Origin of the sequence: Vibrio ouci, from assembly GCF_004551525.1 — a bacterium.
Lineage (GTDB): Bacteria > Pseudomonadota > Gammaproteobacteria > Enterobacterales > Vibrionaceae > Vibrio > Vibrio ouci.
On sequence record NZ_SATR01000094.1, the window covers coordinates 1 to 4,367 of the forward strand.

At 40.8% G+C, this 4,367-nt stretch carries 3 protein-coding genes; all 3 read right to left on the minus strand.

Annotated features, from left to right (window positions below):
- Positions 1 to 257: 257 nt before the first annotated feature.
- Entirely contained in the window at positions 258 to 680 is a 423-nt protein-coding gene (locus ELS82_RS23385) for a GNAT family N-acetyltransferase (protein WP_134837575.1), read from the minus strand.
- 133 nt (positions 681 to 813) lie between these two features.
- Positions 814 to 1,590, minus strand: coding sequence for a phosphotransferase family protein (locus tag ELS82_RS23390; protein WP_134837576.1), 777 nt, complete (start codon positions 1,588 to 1,590; stop codon positions 814 to 816).
- A gap of 729 nt (positions 1,591 to 2,319) precedes the next feature.
- The gene (locus ELS82_RS23405) at positions 2,320 to 4,023 is read right to left on the minus strand and encodes a reverse transcriptase domain-containing protein (protein WP_134837579.1); all 1,704 of its coding nucleotides are present in this window, start codon (positions 4,021 to 4,023) and stop codon (positions 2,320 to 2,322) included.
- Positions 4,024 to 4,367: the final 344 nt, after the last annotated feature.

Below are 4,367 nucleotides of genomic sequence, written 5' to 3' on the forward strand. Positions count from 1 at the left end.
GAAGACTGGCCAGACGCACTGCTTCTTTGCGGAACTCTTCGGTGTACGCTGGATTACGATGTTTAGCCATAAATCACCTCTCAATTAGACCCTAGATCTAACTTAGTAAAGTGTCTACTAAACGTGGGGTACTCGGAAACATAACGCCAAATTAAGTAGTGAGTAACGCTACCACCTACCTAAAGCATTGTGCCGTAAACACCGGAGCTGATTCAAAGCAAAAATGCCGAGCGTTACGAATCTGCTTAAATTTATTGTTAAATTGCTTGCTCGCGACGCATCGCTATTATTTGGTACCCTTTTTCTTCATAACCACGATATCTTTTTGCAAGATACTCGGGGAAACTATCTGGACTAACCGGTTGAAAACCTATCTGTCCATAAAACTTACCAAGATGAGAGAAAGGCATGCAATATGAGATCGTTTCATTAAGTATCGGTTCAATATGCTTTAAAAACTCTGTGCCAAACCCGCCTCCTTGGTAACCCTTAGCAATGTACATACCACGCAACACCGAAATACCATTGCCAACTTCAACTTTTACAGAACCAACGATTTCACCATCATTGGTAGCAATAAATGCACGTTCGGAGTTACTCCACCCACTGTGATAACCCTGTTCACGATAAAACTGATTTAGTGCATCTCTAACAGATTCATCAGCTTCAAATACTTTCACGTTGCCTCCTGCAATTTAACGCCCAATTAACGTGTGAGCAGCGCAAACACTGACCTTAAACACTACGCCGTAAACACAAAACTCAACCCGAAGTGAGAGCGCCAAGCGTTGCGAATCACTGTTGAATTGTTTGTTATAACGCATCTTCAACTGAAGCTAACCACTTGGAAATGTTAGCCCTATACCAGTTTATATACTTTTCTTGTTCTGGGTTATCTCGACTAGTTAATATGTTTACGACTTCTATAACTATCCGGCACTTAGCGATAATGAGATCCTTAAGTAACTCGGTTTCGGAAAAAGCTGAATTGTGTTTAACGTATTGAGTAACAATTTCCCTGTATTCAGCGATGCTACCAAGACCGCTAACTAAAGGTGCCAAATCAATAGCTGGGCTACCTTGACCAAAACGCTCCCAATCGAACAACACTAGATCTCCGTTATCTCGTGTTCCCCAGTTACCCTCATTAGTATCACCAGATATCAGATCCTTGCATTCAAAAATGCCAGCGGACAGTGACTGTATCCGTTTTATTGAGGATTCCACAGCACCTGAAAGGTTCAATACTTTAAAGGCTTCCTCAGTAGCGAAGGCCGTCCATTCATGCTTCTTAACTGCAAAAGTAGGAGTATATTCAGAACAATGAAGAGCTGCCAACTGAGAAAATAAATCAGACTTAGCTCGTAAATCCATGAGCGATATTCGATTTGGAATATACTCTATATAAAGATGGCTACCGTCTACTTTTAACAATTCGGGAGTGTTAACCCCAACCAAATTCGGTGCAGCTGATTGGTAAAAGTGCATCTCAACTTCTGACGCACCTTCCTTACGCACACAGTTGATCCCACCTACTGTCTCAATAGATACTCTTGCAGCACCCATTTTTGATAAGTCTTGTGTACTCATAACTCTCCTGCGTTATAACGCCCAATTAAGGGGTGAACAACGCCTCCACCTAACCCTAATGCATTGTGCCATAAACACTAAATTTGAAGTAGAAGCAAAAGTGCCAAGCGTTGTGAATCCCTCTTAAATTGCTTGTTAGGCTTTTTTAACCAAGCTCTCTTTACCTTTTAACTTTCGGTAAAGAGAATTGGAGTCCCTAAACCAAACGAAGTCGTAGAATTCATTATTTATAAGCCGAAGTTTGACCTTCGGTGTACCAAGGAATCGCGAGTACTCCACCGATACTATATCTTCAAAATTTCGTTTAAAGTTGTAGCCTGAGTCTTGATGACAAAATTCAAATCCAGTGTCACTTACAATAAGCACATCACCCTGATGATTAGATAAAGCATCACAGAAATGTCTATCGATGAACCGCAATACATACAGAATAGCTACGCAAATCACTAAACCTGTCGTAAAAGAGCCATTTACAACAAAAACTGAAGGTTTGAAATATAAAGCGATTAGGCAAGGGATCAGAAATCCATAGTTAAGCCACTTTAACAGTTTCAACCGTCGCTCCAAAAACTCAATATCACACCTGTATTCCATTAACCCTCACCAAAAGCCTAACGCCCTGTTAAGGTGTGAGCAACGCAATACCGAAGCAACTGCATACCACCTTAAACACAGAATGCAACGCATAGCAAAAATGCCAAGCGTTGCGAATCACTCTTAAACAGATTGTTAGTTGCATTCTTCCACATACGCTAATAACGTGGAAATTGGTATGAAGCCATGGAGTTTAGTTGACAGGTCATGCGTTGGTGAGCCTATTGCTGCTACGCCAATAACTTCTTGACGGTCATTAAGAACGGGACCACCACTATTTCCATGTATTACAGGTATATCTAATAACCAAACGCGCTCACCAAACAATACTTTAGATTGGATAATTTTACCTGTATTGATATATGGCGTTTCACCGGGAGAATACTGGGGAAAACCTAATACGGTTACAACCGAACCAATGCCTATCTGACTATCATCGCCTACTTGCAGGCGCTTAATACCGTTATAGCTTGTAGTTGGCTTTAAAATAGCCAAATCTCTAGATCTGCATGATTTTTGAAATTTAACCGGACGCTTAGTTTCCTGCTCATGATGCCTAAATAGCTCCAAAAGCTCTGATAGATCCTCATCGATGCCGCGCACAACATGTTCATTTGTAACGATACCTATTCCCTTCAGCAAAAACGCGGTGCCTTGGCTATCGTCTAGCAAGTTCTCAACGATAAAGATCGAATCACAGGCTTTATCTAAAGGGGTTTGCACAAGTTCTGGTTTAGGTTTTCCGATTAGTACAGAAAATTCATAAGCTACTTTTCTATATATTAAATCATCAGCGCCACGAACCATTTTAATAAAGTTAATTCTGCCTTTTACGATTTTCTTGAAAAATTGCCCTTTCTTTTCGTCAATTCGCCGCTGGTGTTTTTCAAATACAGTTTTTCCGTGAAACTGTCTTAAGTAGGTATCTTCAGCGTCTTCGAGACCAAACTTTTTCCATGCATATAGCATGGAACGAGTTTGTTTTATGTACTTTCTCGATACATTCATACGCTCATTGACAATCACACCGGTAACTTCTTGTCTATTGCTTCGCGCAGCAATTCTGGTTTTATCCGAATTGATAACAAAACCATTCTCAGTAATAAGCTCCTTTAGCTCATTGCCCAAAGAGAGCTGTAGATCACGAGTTAACACAGCAATAGGCTTGGGTAAGCGCCCACGAGTTTGTGTGAACGAGAATGTTATATCGTCAGCATACCGTGTATATGTACACCTATTTTTGGAAGCTAATGTCTGCAGTTGCTTGTCTAAACGATACGCGATCATATTGGAGATAATTGGCGATGTTGGAGCACCTTGAGGCAACTTGCCATTGTGGCAGCACAAGTGAGACAAAACCGTTGCAACCGAGTGATGTAAGTTCAAAGGATGAGATTGGAAAAGGTTTCTAACACGACCGAAATGAATAGAGCCAAAGAAATCCTCAAGGTCTAGATTGAGTACGTATTTTTTATCAACATGCTTCGACGCATTTGTAACTATACTTCGATCTTTTACAAAACCATGGGTCGCATTACGTGGGGTGTATACTTGAGCCAATTCGTTCGCTAGGAATCTTTGTATTTTTTTTAGCTCCTTTTTGGGCGCATCAATTAATCGAAACTCGCCATTTTTTTTAGGAATGCTAAAGCCTTTGTAAAGGTGATCAACGGACGGGTATATCAGTATTTTCAGATCATCATAATTTGTAAAGCCCAGATATTGAGCCAACCCTTCGACACATGAACAATCTTTCAAGTTATTAGGTAGAGGTACTTGAATACTAGATGAGAATGCAGCTTTAGCTGCTATTTGGGAAATTAGTGAAATGTCTACCAAAGTAACAAACCCTTAAAGAACGAGGCGATTTTGTTTTCTCTTGTACAGCGTAACGGCATCATCAGGCTAGCTGAGGACCGGTAAAAAGAAACATGCTTATGACCGCCGCAGATTAACAGCAGAAAGTTAAACTCTCGCCTCTTGCCGCAGAATCTATAACAATACTCAACAGAATGCAATGCTCACTTGATGCAACTAACGCCCAATTAAGGTGTGAAGCACGCAACCACGACACTTGATTTGACCGCCGTAAACACTAAGCTCAACTCAAACGAAAAATGCCAAGCGTGCTGAATCACTCTTAAATTGTTTGTTAGGTGTTACCACCCAGAGTCCATTGGTTG